The sequence below is a fragment of the Collinsella sp. HCP28S3_E12 genome, from assembly GCF_052065595.1.
Classification (GTDB): domain Bacteria; phylum Actinomycetota; class Coriobacteriia; order Coriobacteriales; family Coriobacteriaceae; genus Collinsella.
In genome coordinates this window covers 96,497-112,485 of sequence record NZ_JBQHTS010000003.1, presented here as the reverse complement: position 1 = coordinate 112,485, position 15,989 = coordinate 96,497, and the positions used below count along the sequence as shown (strand labels likewise).

The window sequence follows — 15,989 nt, the reverse complement described above, 5'->3', positions numbered from 1 at the left end:
CATGGGTTTCCTTGACGAAATTAAAAATAAAATGCACCTAGGCGGCCAGCAGGGTTATGACCAGGGTTATGGCCAGGATGATGACTACGGTTACGATGACGGCTATGACGACGGCTATCAGAACAACGGCTACAGCGGTGCTTCGGGCGAGGGCTTCTACACGCAAGATGAACCGAGCAATGGACTGCTGGGGCAGACACGCCGCGGAGAGGCTGAGTCGGTTGCTGTGTACACGCGTTCCGGTCAACTGATCGGCGACGACTCCCGTCACGCTACGACGTACAATCCGCCTTCGCGCTCTCAGGATGCCGCTGCGGGCGGTTATCGTCCCGGCGCCTATGACACGCCGTCAAGCTACGCCGAGAACGCTCGGGTCCGCGCGGCCGCTGTGCCCGCTCCTGCTTCAACGCCGAGCGATGCCTCTGCCTATGCGAGCAATATCATCAACGCCACGCCTCAGTTGCCGGCCTACGTTCTTCGTCCGGAGAGTTATGACGACGTGGAGACGGTTGTGCGCCGCGTGCGTACCAAGCAGCCTGTCGCGCTGATCTTTGTGGGCGTTCGCACCGAGGTCGCCAAACGCGTCCTGGACTTTAGCTATGGCTTTGCCTGCGGCCTGGGCGCTTCGGTCAAAGAAGTGGGCGATCGCGTGTTTATGGTGCTGCCCGCCGGCTGCGAGGTCAAGGATTCGGATCTTAAGAAGCTTCGCGCCGACGGCTATCTCAAGTAAAGACAAGGCGAGGAGATTCCCATCAACATCTACACCATCGTTCAGCTTGTCAACACGCTGTTTAATTTTTATTCCACGTTGATTGTGGTCTACTGCTTTATGACGTGGATTCCCATGAAGCAGGGTGGTTTGCTACAGGATATCGCGGCGGTGCTCGACAGCGTTTGCGGCCCTTGGCTCAACCTGTTTCGCCGGTTTATGCCGCCGATGGGCGGTATCGATTTTTCGCCGGTCGTTGCGATTATTGCGTTGCAGTTGGTGCAGAAGCTCATTCTGCAGCTACTTATAGGTATACTCGTATAGGACTGGCTCAGTAACCTATGTCGGGCGCTTAGCGCCAAGGCGATGATAAAGGAGAACTTGTTATGGCTATTACCCCTGCTGACATCCAGGCTCAGACCTTCTCTGAGGCCAAGCGCGGCTACGATCCCGCCGAGGTCGACGTCTTCCTGGAGACCCTGTCCTCCGAGGTCGACGCTATGCTTGCCAAGATCGTTGATCTTAAGGGTCGCCTGACCGCCACCGAGCAGCAGCTTGCCGATACGCAGGCTCAGCTTGCGCAGGCCCAGGATTCTGCCGCTCAGGCTGCCCCTGTCGCCACTCCCGCTCCCGATTTCTCCGCTCAGGAGCGTCAGATTTCCGCCGCTCTCATTGCGGCTCAGCAGACCGCCGAGGCGATTGTCAACGACGCTAACGAGAATGCTGACCGCATCCGCAACGAGGCCGACGCCAAGGCCCGCGAGGTCATCCGTCAGGCCCTGACCGAGAAGCAGGCCGAGCTCGAGGAGATTGACCGTCTGAAGGCTTCCCGCGAGGAGTTCAAGGCCGAGTATCTCAAGCTCATTCAGCACTTTATGGACGATGCTCAGAATTCCTTCCCGGCCGATCTGCTGGCTTCTACGCCGGTCGGTTCCGCGGCTTCTCCTGCCGTGTCCATGCCTGCCGCCGAGCCGCTGCCTGTCGCTGATCCGGTTGTCCCCGTGGCCGACCCCTTCGCCCCGATTGACAACTTTGCCGCGGACGACCTGGACTAGCGCCAAAACTACAATCTAGCTCTTAAAAGGAGCTCGCGCTTGCGAGCTCCTTTTTTGTAGCTGTATACGGGTTGGGAAACAAAACGCCGAGCTCTGCGTGCGATAGGGCAGAACTCGGCGAACGTTTGAGCGGTAAAAGGTAGATTTTAGGGCATGGGCCAAAAACTACTTGAGGAGGAAATTGGATAGGGGAATGGTGCGGGCCTCGCGATGCTCGGGGTCGGCAATATGGTCGGCGGGATAGCCGCAGACGAGCATGTGGTAGGGATAAACGCCCTCGGGCAGGTTGAACTGCTCGCGGGCTAGCTCGGGCTTAAAATGGCATACCCAGCACGTTCCCAGGCCCTGTTCCTCGGCCTCCATCATCATTTGATCGCAAACAATCGAGGTGTCGATAGCGCTGGAGTTCATCTGATCATAGGGACGCACCCAAGCATCGTTGGTAACGCTGCAAACGAGGAAGATGAGCGGAGCGCCAAAGATGGACCCATCACGAGCAAACCGAGGCTGACAAGCAGCTGCCTTTTCCAGAAGCTCAGGCGTATCCAACACCATCACGCGGGTTGGATGATTATTGCAAGCAGAAGGAGCAATGCGCCCAGCCTCAACAATGGTATCCACCATAGCCTGCTCAACAGAACGATCCTCAAACTCACGACAAGAATACCGAGACCGAGCCAGATCCATATACGACATACAAGCCCTCCAACAATTAAAATTCAAACAAACCCAAAGTAACCCAAAGAGTACCCAAAGCAGCAATCAGTCAAACGCTCACCAAGGGCCAAAGTGTCCGAGCGGGTACCAAAGGTCCCTTCAGCCAAACCCCCATTGCGCTAAAACTATCAGCCAAAGTTCCAACGGTGGTACACAAGGGAGCGGGCCCGACCACTGATAACCTTTTGAACGACTCTGCTTGCAGCCGGAGTGAAAAAAGGTTATCAGTGGTCGGGCCCGCGACCGGTGGGACGCGTACCCCCAATTAACTGTTCTTCATGACAATCGAATCCACGACATCGGCCACATTCTCGCAGCAGTCGGCGCAGTACTCCAAGAAGGCGTACACGTCACGCCAGGCGATGACCTCGAGCGGGTCCTTGCCGTTGACGTGCAGGTTACGCATGGCGTTGATGTAGAGTTCGTCGGCCTCGGACTCGATGGTGTTGATCTGGATGACGAGCTCGCGCAGCGTTTTGGACTTGCGGTAGTTGGGCAACTCGACCATCAGGTCCTTCATGGCGCGGCAGGCGTCGGTCACCTTGTGGGCGATCACGATGGCATCGGGGTGGATGCTCTGGATGTTGGTGAAGTAGAGGCGCTGTACGACGCCCTCAATACGGTCGAGCACGGTATCGAGCGAGCAGCTCATTAGGTTAAGGTCCTCGCGCTCAAGCGGGGTGATAAAGGCCGTGAGCAGGGCGTCTTCGAGCTCATGGTGCTTCTTGTCTGCTGCATGCTCAATCGCATGCATCTTCTCGAGCATGTCGTGGATCTGCGCGGGGTCAAAGTTCTCAAAAATCTTGGTGAGCAGCTCGGCTGCCTGAACGGCGAAGTCGGCGCAGGCGACGTAGTTGTCAAAGTAGAACGAATCGGGTTTCTTTGCCATGAGTGATCCTTTCGGGGCGAAGACGGGTGGGCGAGGTAATGCGGTCCGGATGGACGTTCGGTTTGACTAGAGGAACATCATGAACAGCCTGGCCATGACAAAGCTGATGAGTCCACAGGCGGGGAAGGTGAAGAACCACGTGAACATCATGTCCTTGACCACGCCGAAGTTGATGGCCGAGAGGCGCTTGACGGCGCCAACGCCCATGATGGCGCAGGTCTTGATGTGCGTGGAGGACACGGGGATACCGGTGAGCGTGGCAAGCAGCAGGTTTGCGGCTCCTGCCAGGTCGGCAGAGAAGCCCTGATACTTCTCGAGTTTAACCATGCTCTGGCCGACGGACTTGATGATACGCTCACCGCCCACGCTGGTGCCGATGCCCATGGTGGCCGAGCACAGCAGCATGATCCAGATGGGGATGCCGGCGTCGCCGACGCCGGTCTGTCCGTTGGCAAAGGCGACACCTAAAAAGAGCACGCCGATGAACTTTTGTCCATCCTGCGCGCCGTGCATAAAGCTCATGGCCGCGGCGCTCGCGATCTGAGCATATTTAAAGAAGACGTTGGCACGTCGCCTGTTGGCGGCAGCGAAAAGAATCGAGACGAGCTTGCACAGGGCCCAGCCCATGACAAAGCCCAGACCGATGGAGAGCGCCAGGCCGTAGATGACCTTCATCCACTCGTGGACATTGACGCTGCTGGCGCCGCCGAGGGCGATGGCAGCGCCGGTCAGGCCGGCGATGAGGCTGTGGCTCTGCGAGGTGGGGATGCCAAAACGCGATGCCGTGGCGCCGTAGACGACGATGGAGAACAGGGCCGCGCAGAGGCACGCGAGCGCCATGGTGCTGTTTCCGCCAAAGTCGACGATATGGGAGATGGTGTTGGCAACGCTGGCATTAAAGTGCGTCATGATGAGCACGCCCAAAAAGTTGAACGCGGCACTCATGAGAATGGCGGCGCGGGCGGGCATGCAACGCGTGGTGACACAGGTCGCGATGGCGTTGGGCGCGTCGGTCCATCCGTTGACGAAGATGGCGCCGAGCGCGAGGAACACGGTGACGGCAAGGACTGGGTTCGAAACAAGTTGGCCGAGGAAGGCTGAGAACGTTACGTCCATATATGGGCTTTCTCGAAGTTTGCAGAAACGTTACAAAAACATGATAAATCGTATCACCTCCTGCGGGTTTCTTTACCGAGTTCTGACGGGAGAAGTGAATTTTTTGGCACTAAAATTGAATATTGGCCCTGTTGACCGCGGGTGTTCTTTTTGCTAACACGCCGTGAGGACACGTGCGCTCGCTCCGACACCCCAAAACCACAGTCTGTTCGCTTTACAATATGCAAACATGCGTTCGATAATAGGGGCATGGAATATCGACAGACAGATGGCAAAACTCGGCGCGTGCACAAGCAGTATGTGGACGTCGTGGCCCGCATCCTCGCGGGCGGACAAGTTGTGCCGGTTACCGTCTGCTGGGTCGACGGTCGCTGCTTTACGATTGACGAGATTGTCTCGTCTACCGGTTTTGGCCTGACGGTTCACGGCATTCGTACGGCAACCTATAAGGTTCGTTTTGGCGGACATACGACCGAGCTGTATCTGGAAGACCAGGCGCGTGAGCGACCGGATGGCTCGCAGGCTCATCTGATGCGGTGGTGGGTGTGGGCGTTCGACCGCACACTCGAGAGTGAGCGCCGCGGGTAAGAGCGCGCGCCATTCGGGTACAATGGCAGGAATCTTGTCACCTACGGCGCTGTCGCGGCGCTTTTTGAAAGGACGAAATTATGAACGATATCCAGGGCTATCAGAACGGCCCCATCGAGACCGGCGCAAGCCGTGCCAAGGAGATGTCGCCGCGCGCGTACAACCTTGCCATGTCTGCCCTGATCTTTTTGGGTTTTTGCGCTATGGGCGCTGGTGCCTACTTTACGGGCACCATGTCGTTTGCGCGCATGATGATGAGTGGCGCCGCCCTGCCGCTGGTCTTTGGCTCGTTTATCCTGACCATTGTCGGCATCGTCATGATGTCGGCCGCCGCCAGCAAGCAGTCCGTGGGCCTGTCGCTCGCGGGTTACGCGATCTTTGCGAGCACCTTTGGTCTGACCGCGTCGTTTGGCCTTGCCAACTACGACCTGCCCACCATCAACACCGCCTTTATCGCCACTGCCGCCATCACCTTTGTCTTTGGCGCACTGGGCGTGACCTTCCCCAAATTCTTCCAGCGTGTGTACGGCATTGGTTTTGGCATTCTGCTTGCCACGATTCTGGTCGAGATCGTGCTGATGTTCATGGGCGTCTCGCAGACCATCACCGACCTGATCGTGATTGTGGTGTTCGCCGGCTTTATTGGCTACGACACCTATGTGGCCACGACGGTGCCGCCCACGCTGCCCAACGCCGTGCTCATGGCGTCCAACCTGTTCGTGGACATTATCAACGTGTTCCTGCGCATTCTGAACATCCTTGGTCGTCGCGACTAGTGCCAGATTGCAGCGGTGCTTGCCGCGCGCAAATCGATGCGAAAGGCGGTCCTTCGGGGCCGCCTTTTTTGTACGCGGCGGGGTATCATGGATGGGAAAAGCCGATAGCGGCAGCGACCGAGAAAGGTGACCACTTATGGCAGACGTCGACAACAGGAACCGTAACCGTAGGCCCAACCGCGCGGGACAGCCCAATCCCAAGCGCGAGGCCCGTGCCAAGGCCGCCGAGCGTCACGTGGCGACTGTGTCCGAAGCGTGCGCAAAGGATATCGAGCGCTCGCTTGCCGGCGTGCGCGAGTTCGAGGGCATGCCTGCCGGATTTGTCGCGGCGATGAATGCTAAGGCCCAGGTGGCTGCTGCCGAAGAGCAGGTTACCGATGAGTCTGAGGCCACCGAGGTTGCGCCTGCCGAGACCGAGGTCGTGGCCGAGCCTGTGCCCGCAGAGGAAGCCACGGAGACCGAGCCCGCGCCTGCTGCCGAGGAGCCCGCTCCGGTCCTGCCCGAGGTCACCGTGCTCGACGCCTCTGCCACGCAGGCCATTCTGGATAACGGCCGAGGCTACGCGCAGTTCTGCGACATGGCCGTGCTCGCCTTTGCCTCGTTCACCAACCCGGGCGGTGGCTACATCCAGGGCTATCTGGGTCAGGAGGCCACGCTCTGTGCCGATTCGTATCTGTACAATGTGCTCGATAAGCAGCGCAAATGGTACGGCGAGAACCGTCGCCGCAACATCAACTGTGAGCTGTACCGCAACCGCGCGCTGGTGGTGCCTGCGGTGCGCTTCGACCGCAACCACGTGCATGCGTACGCCGACGTGATCGTTGCCGCTGCGCCCAACGCCAAGCGCGCTCGCCAGGAGTATCGCGTGGGTGACGATGCCCTGCTGGACGCCCTGCGCGATCGTATCCGCTTTGTGCTGGCTATCTGCGACGAGCTTGGTCGCGAGAAGCTCGTGCTGGGCGCCTGGGGCTGTGACAACAACGGCTTTGACGCCGAGGCCGTGGCCGAGCTCTTCCGCAAGGAGCTCGCATCGGGCGACTTTAAGGTCAAGCAGGTCTTCTTTGCCGTGCCCTCTACGCGCTGGGACGAGGATTTTGCCAAGTTCGAGCACGTGCTGGCAAGCTTCCCCGAGCGCAACGAGGAGTCCTATGCCCAGGTTGCCGCCCGTGCCGCGGCCGCCCGTGCCGCCGAGCAGGCTCATGCCGCTGCCGAGGACGACGAGGATGATGACGACTGGCGCAAGTATCTGTAATCGGTGCGCGCTGACAGATAGGTCGAGCCGGCGGGAGGGGCTGCTCCCGTCGGCTTTTTGCTGAAGGAGGGGTTTGCGATGAAAAACGTCCTGTGCTTTGGTGACAGCAATACCTATGGCTACGATCCGGCGGGCATGCGCGATGGCACCGCGGTGCGCTATGCGCACGATGTGCGCTGGTGCGGCGTGGCCCAGCGCGACCTGGGCGATATCGATTATCTGCACATGATGCCCGAAAGCCACGAGAGCCTGGGCCACGCCGTGGCAGCCAAGCTCCAAGAGATGCTCGGTGAGTAGCGCAGCCCCAAACCACCACAAAGGGACGGGCGCCTTTGTGGTGGTTTGTGCGGTGGTTTTGGTTGCTGGCTTTTTAGTACTGCCACATGTGGTTGACGGGGCCGGAGCCCTTGCCCATGTTCAGGCCGGCGGCGAGAGCGCCGGTTAGGTAGGCCTTGCCGGCGTTGACGGCATCGGCAAGATCCATGCCCTGGGCCAGCGCGCAGGCGATGGCGGACGAAAGCGTACAGCCGGTACCATGCGTGTTGTCGGTCTCGATGCGCTTGTGGCGGAACCACGTGGTGAGCGGATCGCCCAGGTGGTTGCCCTCGTCATCGAGCGGCGCGGGCTCTGCTAGCACATCGTTGGCCTCGTTGACAAAATGCCCGCCCTTAACGAGGGACGCGCAGCCAAAGCGGCGGGTGAGGAGCATGGCAGCGTTTTGCTGCGTGCGCTCGGAATCGACCTCGTAGTCGAGCAGCGCCATGGCCTCGGGAATATTGGGCGTGATGACGGTCGCCAGTGGGAACAGGCGGCGTGTAAGCGCTTCGGCGGCGTCCTCGGCGATGAGACGAGCGCCCGAAGTGGCGACCATGACGGGATCGACGACGATATTTTGTGCGTCCCAGGCGCTCAGGCGGTCGGCTATGACTTCGATAATCTCGGCAGAAGAAACCATGCCGATCTTGACGGCACTGGGGCGGATATCGTCAAAAACGGCATCGATCTGCGCCGCGACAATATCCGGGGAGATGTTCTGCACGGCGGTGACGCCTAGGGTGTTCTGTGCGGTGATGGCCGTGATGACCGTCTCGGCATACAGGCGGTGCGCCGTGATGGTCTTGATGTCGGCCTGAATGCCGGCGCCACCGCTGGAATCGGATCCTGCGATGGACAGGACGGCTGGTACCTTACTGCGATCCATGTTCGCTCCCTTGTTCGGTCGGATTCAAATGGGTCTCCTGCCCGCATTATAAAGTTGCCCGGGCCGGCTGTATGCCGATCCCGGGCGGGTGGTGCAATCTTTACGTAAATGAAAGAAATTGTTCACACGTCAACAATTGACGAACGACTTGTGGCCGATTATGGCTCCGGTGACGAGTTAGTCCTCCATGCCGAGGTCGATCGTCGTGCCCTCGAACACCTTGTTGACGGTGCGGACGGCGCACATCTTGCCGCACATGGTGCAGGTGCCCTCGGTGGCAGCAGGGGATTCCTCGTAGCGCTTCTTGCCGGTGACCGGGTCGAGCGCGCACTTCCACATGGCGTCCCAGTCGAGCTTGCGGCGTGCCTGGCCCATCTTGTCGTCCATGTCGCGGGCGTGGGGCACCTTTTTGGCGATGTCGGCGGCGTGTGCGGCAATCTTGGTGGCCATGAGGCCGTCGAGCACGTCCTGGGCGTTGGGCAGGCACAGGTGTTCGGCGGGCGTCACGTAGCACAGGAAGTCGGCGCCGGAACTGGCGGAGATGGCGCCACCGATGGCTGCGGTGATGTGGTCGTAGCCCACGCCGATATCGGTCACCAGCGGCCCGAGCACGTAGAACGGGGCGTTGTGGCACAGGCGCTTCTGCAGTTTCATGTTGGCGGCGATCTCGTCGAGCGCCATGTGCCCCGGGCCCTCGACCATGACCTGGACGCCGGCGGCCCAAGCGCGCTTGCACAGCTTGCCGAGCTCGATCATCTCGGCGGTCTCGGTGGCGTCGTTGGAGTCGTAGAGGCAGCCCGGGCGGCAGGAGTCGCCGAGCGAAATCGTCACGTCGTACTCGTGGCAGATCTCGAGCAGCTCGTCAAAGTACTCGTAGAAGGGGTTCTCGTTGCCGGTGACCTCCATCCAGCCAAACAGCAGTGAGCCGCCGCGGCTGACGATGTTCATGAGACGGCCGGTCTCCTTAAAGGTTTTGGTGACCGACTTATTGATGCCGCAGTGGATGGTCATAAAGTCCACGCCGTCCTCGGCGTGCGCGCGCACGACCTCGAACAGGTCGTCCTTGGTAAGCTTGACAAGCGGCTTTTCCATGTAGCCGATGGCGTCGTACATGGGGACGGTGCCTACCATGAGCGGCGTCTCGTCGATGAGCTGCTGGCGGAATTGGCGCGTCTTGCCCGAGTTGGAGAGGTCCATGATGGCGTCGGCGCCAAAGTCCTCGGCGATCTTGACCTTCTTCCATTCCTCGGCGGCATCGGCCTTGTCGCCCGAGATGCCCAGGTTGACGTTGACCTTGGTAGACAGGCCCTCGCCGACGCCAAAGGCGCGCATGCCCTTTTTGATATGCACGATGTTGGCGGGAATGGCGATGCGGCCGTCGGCCACGCGCTCGCGGATGTACTCGGGGTCGCGATGCTCGCGCTCGGCAACCTCCTTCATCTGCGGTGTGATTTGCCCGGCGCGGGCGAAGTCGATTTGCGTGACGAGCTTGGGCTCGGTCTGTGTGCTCATTGGCACGGCTCCCTTCGTTGGCATTACCCATATCAGGTTTGCGGGTCAGGGCGGGCGCGCCCAGTCTCAGCCTGCCGTCTTGTCCTGCAAGCTCCCCGTTTATGTGGCGGGCTCAAGTATAGCTCGAATGGGTACGATTGACGCGACGAGCATGCCCGCGGGGAGGCGAACATGGAAGACAAGCATCTGTATCGAGAGACGCAGTGGGATGTGTCGGCCGAGGAGAGCCGCGCCCATCATGGGCTGGTCGCAATTGGTTTCGCGATTCTTGTCGTGATGGTGATTGCCTGTTGTATCTGGACGTTTGGCGGGCGTGGGGGAGTTTCCTGGACGTTTGAGGCGGACGATAGCCTGCCGATTATGACGGCGAAGGTCGCGGGTGGCAATACTGTTGCCGCGCCGGGCGACTATTGGTATCCGCGCGACAAGTTTGTGCAACTGCAGCTGAGCGGTGGTTCCATTCCTGGTGAAGAGATCGAGCGTGTGACCTTCGATGCGTCGCTTAGGACGCTGTCGGTCGAGCTCAAAGATCAGGGGGATGTACCCACGACCATGGATATAGCCCTGACGGAATGGCGCCTGGAGCCTCCGTCGGGTGTTGAGGCGTCCGAGGTGGAGCACGTTAAGGTTACCTACCAAGATGGCTCGACGAGCGAGATTGCAAAAGCCGACGGCCTGGCGGAATAGAGGCCGTGCCTAGGCAGCACATTCAAAAGTAGCGGTAGTCCTACAAGGCCTGTTCGTTCAGGAAGACCAAAGTGTTTTTATTTGAAAGCTCGGGAAAGTAACGATAACCAACGTCGAACGCGGTGAGCCCGCTTACATCCTCGAACTTGTTTTCTGCCATCCAGCGCACCATGGAGCCGCGCGCTTTTTTGCTGGCGGTCGAGCGTTGGATAGGCTTGCCGTTGCGGATGCCTTCGCCAAAGAGACATGTGACGACCGTGGCGTCGGTGGTGAGGCGGGTCAGAACGGCTTTGGCGTATTCCGCGCTGGCGAGGTTGACGATCGTGGCGTTGGAGCCTGCCGGAGCGATGACCCGTGCGAGCTTGTCGCCCCAAAACGCGTAGAGGTCTCGGGCGTCGTCGACGGCAAGCTTCGCGCCCATCTCCAGCCGATACGGTTCAACGGCATGAAAGGGGCGTACGCATCCGTAAAGGCCCGAGAGGATCCACAGATGGTCTTGCAGCCATGCGAGCTGTGCGGAATCCATCACCTCGGGCGCCATGCTTTGGTATTGAATGCCGTGATAGGACATGACGGCAGGGGAGAGGTGACGGGCGAGTGCGGGATTGTCGAGATCGCCGCTTTGCAAGATGGGCTCGAACTCATGCAGGGTGTTGAGGCAGGGCCCCAGCAGTTTGTCACTCACGTTCCACAGCGCCTGCAGGCTGCCGCTGCCTTCATTCCGCTCGATATCTAGCAGTGCGCGGTGGAGGCGAGCCGTCTCGCGCGCAAAAGGTGGAATGCCCAGGACTTCAAAAGCATCTTGGGCCGCGCGCATCTGCTTGGCGGGCGAAATGATGACCTGCAGCATGGACTCTCCTCTGCCAAAAAGGAAGTTGCGGTGTAATACGGTCTGTTTTGGCCGTTTATGGGCCAGTTTAGCCCGTATCTCACCGCAACTGATGAAGGGTTGGTTAGGCGCGCTCGATGAAGGCCTTGTAGCCGCGATAGGCCTCGTAGATATCGGCCTTGTTGGCGACCTCCCACAGGGCGTGCATGGACAGGACGGCAACGCCGGAGTCGATGACGTTCATGCCGTACTTGGCCATGATGTAGGCGATGGTGCCGCCGCCGCCCGCGTTGACGCGACCGAGCTCGCAGGTCTGGAAGTCCACGCCCGCCTCGTCCATGATGTCGCGGACGAGGGCCACATACTCGGCGTCGGCATCGTTGGAGCCTCCCTTGCCGCGGCTGCCCGTGTACTTGTTAAAGCACAGGCCGCGACCCATAAAAGCTGCATTCTTAGTCTCGAACTTACCGGCATAGCCCGGGTCAAAGCCGGCGGACACGTCAGAGGAGAGCATGCGGCTGCGGGCGAGTGCGCGGCGCAGGGCCAGCGGGCTGCTCTCGCCGGCGAGCGTCATGATCTCGGCGACGGTGTTCTCGAAGAAGCGGCTCGTCATGCCGGTGGCGCCCACGGAGCCGATCTCCTCCTTGTCGACGATGAGCGTGATGCTCGTGCGCTCGACGTCTGCCACGTTGATCTGGGCGAGCATGGAGGGGTAGGCGCAGACGCGGTCGTCGTGGCCATAGCCCAAAATCATGGAGCGGTCGAGGCCCATGTCGCGGGCGGGGCCGGCGGGCACGACCTCGATCTCGGCGGAGAGGAAGTCCTCCTCCTCGACGTCGTACTGTTCCTTGAGGATATCCAGGAACATCTGCTTGACGGGCTCCTTGGGGGCGTCCTTGTCGTCCTCGTCAAACTTGACGGGGCGGCCGCCCACGATCACGTCGAGGATCTCGGCGTCGACGGCGTCCTTGGCCGGCTTGGACATCTGCTCGCTCGAGAGGTGGATCAGCAGGTCGGAGATGGTAAAGACCGGGTCGTCTGCCTTGTCGCCGATGTTGATGTCGACGGTGGTGCCGTCCTTTTTGCAGATGACGCCCACAAGCGCGAGCGGGGAGGCCACCCAGTGGTAGCTCTTGACGCCGCCGTAGTAGTGCGTGTCGAGGTAGGCCATGTCGCCGGCCTCGAAGGCGGGATTCTGCTTGAGGTCCAGGCGCGGCGAGTCCACGTGGGCGCCCAGGATGTTAAAGCCCTGCTCGAGCGGGGCGGTGCCAAGGTTGACGAGCATAAGGTCCTTGCCGTGGTTGGCGGCGTACACCTTGTCGCCTGCCTTGAGCTCGCGGCCCTCGGCGATCGCGGTCTCCAGGTCGACGTAGCCCGCCTCCTCGGCCATCTTGATGCCGGCCTTGACACACAGGCGCTCGGTCTTGTTCTCACTCAAAAACATCTTATAGCCGCGGCAAAGCTCCTCGAGCTCCTCGATTTGCTGTGGCGTGTACTTTTTCCATGCGCAGGGACGCTCCATGACGCAGGCTCCTTTCGGATCGATCGTGCTGATTAATGTACCGCGAGCCATCGTATCACGCGCGGGCGCGCGGTGGCGGGGGAGCTTGATGTGCGGTGGCCGCGAGGCGGGGAGCGTGTAAACTGGTGGGAGCAAATCGTGCCCAGCCCAAAGCGAGGTATTCAATATGTCTGACAAGCACCGCACCTTTGCCGTTATCGACGGTAACTCGCTCATGCACCGCGCCTTCCACGCCGTGCCGCCCACCATGAACGCGCCGGACGGTCGCCCCACCAACGCGATCTTTGGCTTTTTAAACATGTTTCTCAAGATGATCGACGCCTTTAACCCCGACGGTGTGGTCGTGGCGTTTGATAAGGGCAAGCCGCGCGTGCGCATGGAGATGCTGCCGCAGTATAAGGCGCAGCGCCCGCCCATGGACCCCGACCTGCACGCGCAGTTCCCCATGATTAAGGAGCTGCTCGCTGCGCTCAACGTGCCGATTTTGCAGTCCGAGGGCTGGGAAGGTGACGATATCCTGGGCACCATGGCGCGCCTGGGCGAGGAAGCCGGCTGCGACATGCTGCTGGTGACCGGCGACCGCGACATGTATCAGCTCGTGACCGAGCACGTCAACGTGGTCTCGACCCGCAAAGGCCTGTCCGACGTGGCGATTATGACGCCCGAGAGCGTGGACGACCTGTATCACGGCATTACACCGGCGCTCGTGCCCGATTTTTACGGCCTGAAGGGCGATACTTCCGACAACATTCCCGGCGTGCCGGGCATCGGCCCCAAAAAGGCGAGCGCGCTCATCGCGCAGTACGGCAGCTTGGACGAGGTCATCGCACATGCCGACGAGGTCAAGGGCAAGATGGGCGAGAACCTGCGCGCGCATATCGACGACGCGCTGCTGAGCCGCAAGGTCGCAACCATTCGTACCGATGCGCCTGTCGAGCTCGACTTTGATGCGACGTCCTTCCCGGCGTTTTCTGCCGACGAGGTGTCCGCTGCGCTGGGCACGCTCGGCATTACGGCCATGCAGAACCGTTTTTTGGCGCTGATTGGCGGCGAGGGCGGGGCTGCGGCCGCTGCCAGCACGTTCGAGATGCCTGCTGTTTTGCGTGCCGCCGCCGGCGATGCCGAGGCGCTTGCTGCCGCCGCCGCCGAGGTCGCTCGCGCGATTGATGCGGGCGAGTGGATTGCCGCTGTGGTGGACGATGACAAGGAGGAAGGCGCACTTTTTGGCCTGACGCGCACGCTGTGGCTGGCGACGTCCAAGGGGTTGCTTGCGCTCGAGGAGGGCGACGGCGGTGCGTCTGCCGTGGTCGATGGCTTCAACGTTGCCCACGGCGTGATCGCCGGCGTGCTCGCGCGCCTGTTTATGGAGGGCCGCGTGGCGAGCCCGGACATGAAGGCGCTGCTGCACGAGCTTTCGCCCATCGATTCCTCTGAGCCTGAGCTCATGGATCCGCTGGCCGTCGATTCCACGCGCATCTTCGATACTGTGGTCGCCGCCTATCTGTTGGATTCCGACCGCTCCGAGTTTGACGAGGCATATCTGGCCGATACCTATCTGCAGATGGCGCTGCCTGCGGCGCGCGGTGCGGATGGTGCTGGCGAGGACGCTCCTGCTCCTGCTGCCCGTACCGCGGCGTTGACGCTGGCACTCGTGGCGCCGCTTCGCGACCGCATGGCCCGCGAGAACGCCGCCAACGTGTTCGATGGCATTGAGATGCCGCTCGTGCCGGTGCTTGCCAAGATGGAGCGCGCGGGCATGCTCGTAGATCCCGACCGGCTGCACAGCCTGTCCGAGGGCCTGGCGACCCAGATCACCGAGGTCGAGCGCAGCATTCGCGACCTGGCAGGTGATGAGACGTTTAATATCGGCAGTCCCATGCAGCTCTCGCACGTGCTCTTTGACGTTATGGGGCTTCCGACCAAGGGCCTCAAAAAGACCAAGCGCGGGTACTATTCGACCAACGCCAAGGTGCTGAGCGACCTTGCCCGTGACCACGAAATCGTGCGCCTGATTTTGGACTGGCGTGAGAAGTCCAAGATTAAGTCGACCTATCTGGACACGCTAGGTCCGCTGCGCCGTGGTGACGGTCGCGTGCACACCACGTACAACCAGACCATCACGGCAACGGGTCGCCTGTCCTCGAGCGACCCGAACCTGCAGAACATCCCGACGCGCTCTGAGCTGGGCCGTACCGTTAAGACGGCGTTTTCGGCAGGCGAGGGCAGTGTCTTTTTGGCGGTGGACTACTCGCAGATCGAGCTGCGTCTACTCGCGCATCTCTCGGGTGACGAGCACCTGGTGCGCGCCTTTAACGAGGGCGAGGACTTTCATGCCGAGACGGCCGCGCGCGTGTTTGGCGTTTCGGTGTCCGAGGTAACGCCCGACTTGCGCAGTCGCGCCAAGGCCGTGAATTTTGGCATTGTGTATGGTCAGCAGGCGTACGGTCTGTCGCAGTCGCTGCACATCTCGATGGCCGAGGCGCGTGGCATGATCGATCGCTACTACGAGGCCTACCCGGGCGTGCGCACGTTCCTCGACAACGTGGTGGCGCGCGCCAAGCAGACGGGCTACGCCGAGACCATGTACGGTCGCCGGCGTCATATTCCGGAGCTCAAGGCCAAAAACCCGCAACTCCGTGGCTTTGGTGAGCGTACGGCCATGAACCACCCCATGCAGGGCACCGCCGCCGACATCATCAAGATCGCCATGGCCCGCGTAAGCCGCCGCCTGGAAGAAGAGGGCTTTGCCGCCCACATGATCTTGCAAGTGCACGACGAACTGGACTTTGAGTGCCCCGTCGACGAAGTCGAGCGCCTGACCGCCATGGTCCGCGACGTCATGGAGCACGTAGTAGACCTCCGCGTACCCCTCATCGCCGAAGCCAGCACCGGCATAACCTGGGCCGACGCGAAATAGGAAAGCGCCCACAATTCCAAAGTAACTAAAGGCAGAAGGGGGCTCCTTGCCAACAAGGAGCCCCCTTCATTCCAAAAAATCAGCCAAGTATCTAGACACCCAAGACGCCATCTAGGCGGCAAGCAAGTCAACATAGCCATGCCCGGGGCCGGCCGTTTGATTTTTGTAGATTCCGCACGAGCCGAAGGCCACTTAATGTGGCCTTCGAGCGAGCCCAGG

16 protein-coding genes are annotated in these 15,989 nt (G+C 60.8%); 9 read left to right on the top strand and 7 right to left on the bottom strand.

The features are described 5' to 3' along the window. Position 1: 1 nt before the first annotated feature. The 3 genes from sepF (at position 2) to ACTNBY_RS02105 (ending at position 1,764) form a co-directional block, all read left to right on the top strand. Positions 2-730 carry a cell division protein SepF gene (sepF, locus tag ACTNBY_RS02115; protein WP_154515266.1) on the top strand — a complete coding sequence of 243 codons (729 nt, stop codon included), beginning with the start codon at positions 2-4 and terminating at the stop codon, positions 728-730. 15 nt (positions 731-745) lie between these two features. Beyond that, positions 746-1,033: a YggT family protein gene (locus ACTNBY_RS02110; RefSeq protein WP_427727642.1), complete on the top strand. Its 288-nt coding sequence runs from the start codon at positions 746-748 to the stop codon at positions 1,031-1,033. Between the two features lie 62 nt (positions 1,034-1,095). Next, on the top strand, positions 1,096-1,764 hold the full coding sequence (locus ACTNBY_RS02105; RefSeq protein ID WP_441063189.1) for a DivIVA domain-containing protein: 669 nt from the start codon (positions 1,096-1,098) through the stop codon (positions 1,762-1,764). Positions 1,765-1,929: 165 nt separating this feature from the next. Here the strand turns inward: ACTNBY_RS02105 and ACTNBY_RS02100 are convergent, their stop codons facing one another. The 3 genes from ACTNBY_RS02100 to ACTNBY_RS02090 all read right to left on the bottom strand — a co-directional run bounded on the left by ACTNBY_RS02100 (position 1,930) and on the right by ACTNBY_RS02090 (position 4,486). Then, on the bottom strand, positions 1,930-2,460 hold the full coding sequence (locus tag ACTNBY_RS02100) for a nitroreductase family protein (RefSeq protein WP_441063187.1): 531 nt from the start codon (positions 2,458-2,460) through the stop codon (positions 1,930-1,932). Positions 2,461-2,746: 286 nt separating this feature from the next. Then, on the bottom strand, positions 2,747-3,370 hold the full coding sequence (locus ACTNBY_RS02095) for a DUF47 domain-containing protein (RefSeq protein ID WP_427719219.1): 624 nt from the start codon (positions 3,368-3,370) through the stop codon (positions 2,747-2,749). Positions 3,371-3,436: 66 nt separating this feature from the next. Continuing rightward, a complete protein-coding gene (locus ACTNBY_RS02090) occupies positions 3,437-4,486 on the bottom strand; it encodes an anion permease (RefSeq protein ID WP_441063186.1) in 1,050 nt (349 codons plus the stop codon). A gap of 249 nt (positions 4,487-4,735) precedes the next feature. Between ACTNBY_RS02090 and ACTNBY_RS02085 the strand changes: the two genes are divergently transcribed. The 4 genes from ACTNBY_RS02085 to ACTNBY_RS02070 all read left to right on the top strand — a co-directional run bounded on the left by ACTNBY_RS02085 (position 4,736) and on the right by ACTNBY_RS02070 (position 7,399). After that, the gene (locus ACTNBY_RS02085; protein WP_154515278.1) at positions 4,736-5,074 is read left to right on the top strand and encodes a hypothetical protein; all 339 of its coding nucleotides are present in this window, start codon (positions 4,736-4,738) and stop codon (positions 5,072-5,074) included. Between the two features lie 80 nt (positions 5,075-5,154). Further along, entirely contained in the window at positions 5,155-5,850 is a 696-nt protein-coding gene (locus ACTNBY_RS02080; RefSeq protein WP_154515280.1) for a Bax inhibitor-1 family protein, read from the top strand. Positions 5,851-5,986: 136 nt separating this feature from the next. Continuing rightward, positions 5,987-7,102 (top strand): TIGR02452 family protein, encoded by a 1,116-nt coding sequence (locus tag ACTNBY_RS02075; RefSeq protein ID WP_441063185.1) that lies wholly within the window; start codon positions 5,987-5,989, stop codon positions 7,100-7,102. Between the two features lie 78 nt (positions 7,103-7,180). Beyond that, positions 7,181-7,399 carry a hypothetical protein gene (locus tag ACTNBY_RS02070; protein WP_441063184.1) on the top strand — a complete coding sequence of 73 codons (219 nt, stop codon included), beginning with the start codon at positions 7,181-7,183 and terminating at the stop codon, positions 7,397-7,399. A 73-nt stretch (positions 7,400-7,472) separates the two neighbouring features. On the opposite strand, the gene thiD is transcribed toward ACTNBY_RS02070, so the two are convergent. Further along, the gene (gene thiD, locus ACTNBY_RS02065; RefSeq protein WP_427719233.1) at positions 7,473-8,303 is read right to left on the bottom strand and encodes a bifunctional hydroxymethylpyrimidine kinase/phosphomethylpyrimidine kinase; all 831 of its coding nucleotides are present in this window, start codon (positions 8,301-8,303) and stop codon (positions 7,473-7,475) included. Positions 8,304-8,480: 177 nt separating this feature from the next. Further along, entirely contained in the window at positions 8,481-9,815 is a 1,335-nt protein-coding gene (gene thiC / locus ACTNBY_RS02060) for a phosphomethylpyrimidine synthase ThiC (RefSeq protein WP_099431544.1), read from the bottom strand. A 171-nt stretch (positions 9,816-9,986) separates the two neighbouring features. Here thiC and ACTNBY_RS02055 point away from each other — a divergent pair, with 171 nt between their 5' ends. Beyond that, a complete protein-coding gene (locus ACTNBY_RS02055; protein WP_154515290.1) occupies positions 9,987-10,502 on the top strand; it encodes a hypothetical protein in 516 nt (171 codons plus the stop codon). 40 nt (positions 10,503-10,542) lie between these two features. Here the strand turns inward: ACTNBY_RS02055 and ACTNBY_RS02050 are convergent, their stop codons facing one another. Both ACTNBY_RS02050 and ACTNBY_RS02045 read right to left on the bottom strand, forming a co-directional pair. After that, complete coding sequence (locus ACTNBY_RS02050; protein WP_441063182.1) at positions 10,543-11,352, bottom strand: YaaA family protein; 810 nt, start codon at positions 11,350-11,352, stop codon at positions 10,543-10,545. Between the two features lie 103 nt (positions 11,353-11,455). Next, the gene (locus ACTNBY_RS02045; RefSeq protein ID WP_441063181.1) at positions 11,456-12,853 is read right to left on the bottom strand and encodes an aminopeptidase; all 1,398 of its coding nucleotides are present in this window, start codon (positions 12,851-12,853) and stop codon (positions 11,456-11,458) included. 166 nt (positions 12,854-13,019) lie between these two features. Between ACTNBY_RS02045 and polA the strand changes: the two genes are divergently transcribed. Then, positions 13,020-15,770: a DNA polymerase I gene (gene polA / locus ACTNBY_RS02040; protein WP_441063180.1), complete on the top strand. Its 2,751-nt coding sequence runs from the start codon at positions 13,020-13,022 to the stop codon at positions 15,768-15,770. Positions 15,771-15,989: the final 219 nt, after the last annotated feature.

What these genes read in the sequence shown, in the direction of transcription:
- sepF (WP_154515266.1), top strand. Translation starts at nt 2, where the DNA reads ATGGGTTTCCTTGACGAAATTAAAAATAAAATGCACCTAGGCGGCCAG.
- ACTNBY_RS02105 (WP_441063189.1), top strand. Translation starts at nt 1,096, where the DNA reads ATGGCTATTACCCCTGCTGACATCCAGGCTCAGACCTTCTCTGAGGCC.
- ACTNBY_RS02100 (WP_441063187.1), bottom strand. Translation starts at nt 2,460, where the DNA reads ATGTCGTATATGGATCTGGCTCGGTCTCGGTATTCTTGTCGTGAGTTT.
- ACTNBY_RS02095 (WP_427719219.1), bottom strand. Translation starts at nt 3,370, where the DNA reads ATGGCAAAGAAACCCGATTCGTTCTACTTTGACAACTACGTCGCCTGC.
- ACTNBY_RS02090 (WP_441063186.1), bottom strand. Translation starts at nt 4,486, where the DNA reads ATGGACGTAACGTTCTCAGCCTTCCTCGGCCAACTTGTTTCGAACCCA.
- ACTNBY_RS02085 (WP_154515278.1), top strand. Translation starts at nt 4,736, where the DNA reads ATGGAATATCGACAGACAGATGGCAAAACTCGGCGCGTGCACAAGCAG.
- ACTNBY_RS02080 (WP_154515280.1), top strand. Translation starts at nt 5,155, where the DNA reads ATGAACGATATCCAGGGCTATCAGAACGGCCCCATCGAGACCGGCGCA.
- ACTNBY_RS02075 (WP_441063185.1), top strand. Translation starts at nt 5,987, where the DNA reads ATGGCAGACGTCGACAACAGGAACCGTAACCGTAGGCCCAACCGCGCG.
- ACTNBY_RS02070 (WP_441063184.1), top strand. Translation starts at nt 7,181, where the DNA reads ATGAAAAACGTCCTGTGCTTTGGTGACAGCAATACCTATGGCTACGAT.
- thiD (WP_427719233.1), bottom strand. Translation starts at nt 8,303, where the DNA reads ATGGATCGCAGTAAGGTACCAGCCGTCCTGTCCATCGCAGGATCCGAT.
- thiC (WP_099431544.1), bottom strand. Translation starts at nt 9,815, where the DNA reads ATGAGCACACAGACCGAGCCCAAGCTCGTCACGCAAATCGACTTCGCC.
- ACTNBY_RS02055 (WP_154515290.1), top strand. Translation starts at nt 9,987, where the DNA reads ATGGAAGACAAGCATCTGTATCGAGAGACGCAGTGGGATGTGTCGGCC.
- ACTNBY_RS02050 (WP_441063182.1), bottom strand. Translation starts at nt 11,352, where the DNA reads ATGCTGCAGGTCATCATTTCGCCCGCCAAGCAGATGCGCGCGGCCCAA.
- ACTNBY_RS02045 (WP_441063181.1), bottom strand. Translation starts at nt 12,853, where the DNA reads ATGGAGCGTCCCTGCGCATGGAAAAAGTACACGCCACAGCAAATCGAG.
- polA (WP_441063180.1), top strand. Translation starts at nt 13,020, where the DNA reads ATGTCTGACAAGCACCGCACCTTTGCCGTTATCGACGGTAACTCGCTC.